Source organism: Vibrio sp. 2134-1 (assembly GCF_033339495.1).
Map to the genome: position 1 here is coordinate 1 of NZ_JAWOUS010000973.1, position 514 is coordinate 514.

The following is a 514-nucleotide window of genomic DNA, read 5'->3' on the forward strand; positions in this document are numbered from 1 at the left end:
TGATCATGCCATTGCTGTTTTCTAGCTCGTTGCTGTTTTACTGTGGCGTGGCCTTTGCGTATTACGTGGTATTTCCACTGGTATTTGGCTTCTTTACTGCGATTTCTCTCGGTGGGGTTGAGTTTGCGACCGATATTTCGAGCTACCTAGATTTTGTGCTGGCGCTGTTTATGGCGTTTGGTATTGCGTTCGAAGTGCCAGTGGCGATTATCCTACTTTGTTGGACTGGGGCGACCACGCCGCAAGACCTAAAAGAGAAGCGTCCATACATTATTGTGGCTGCGTTCGTTGTCGGCATGCTGCTGACGCCGCCAGACATGATTTCGCAGACGTTACTTGCGATCCCAATGTGTTTACTGTTTGAGGTTGGTCTGTTCTTTGCTCGTTTTTACACTCGTAAAGATGAGGAAGAAGAGGAGTAATCCTTCAGTTTTTAGACAGTAAAAAGCGGCTCAAATGAGCCGCTTTTTTGTTGCGGTTGGTTTGCTATTTTTGGCTAACTACTTAACTTTCA

1 protein-coding gene is annotated in these 514 nt (G+C 46.1%); it reads left to right on the top strand.

Annotated elements, in window-relative coordinates:
• The coding region (gene tatC / locus R7R78_RS29555) for a twin-arginine translocase subunit TatC (RefSeq protein ID WP_225475018.1) at nt 1–422 on the top strand (422 nt) is incomplete at its 5' end.
• Nucleotides 423–514 lie beyond the last annotated feature (92 nt).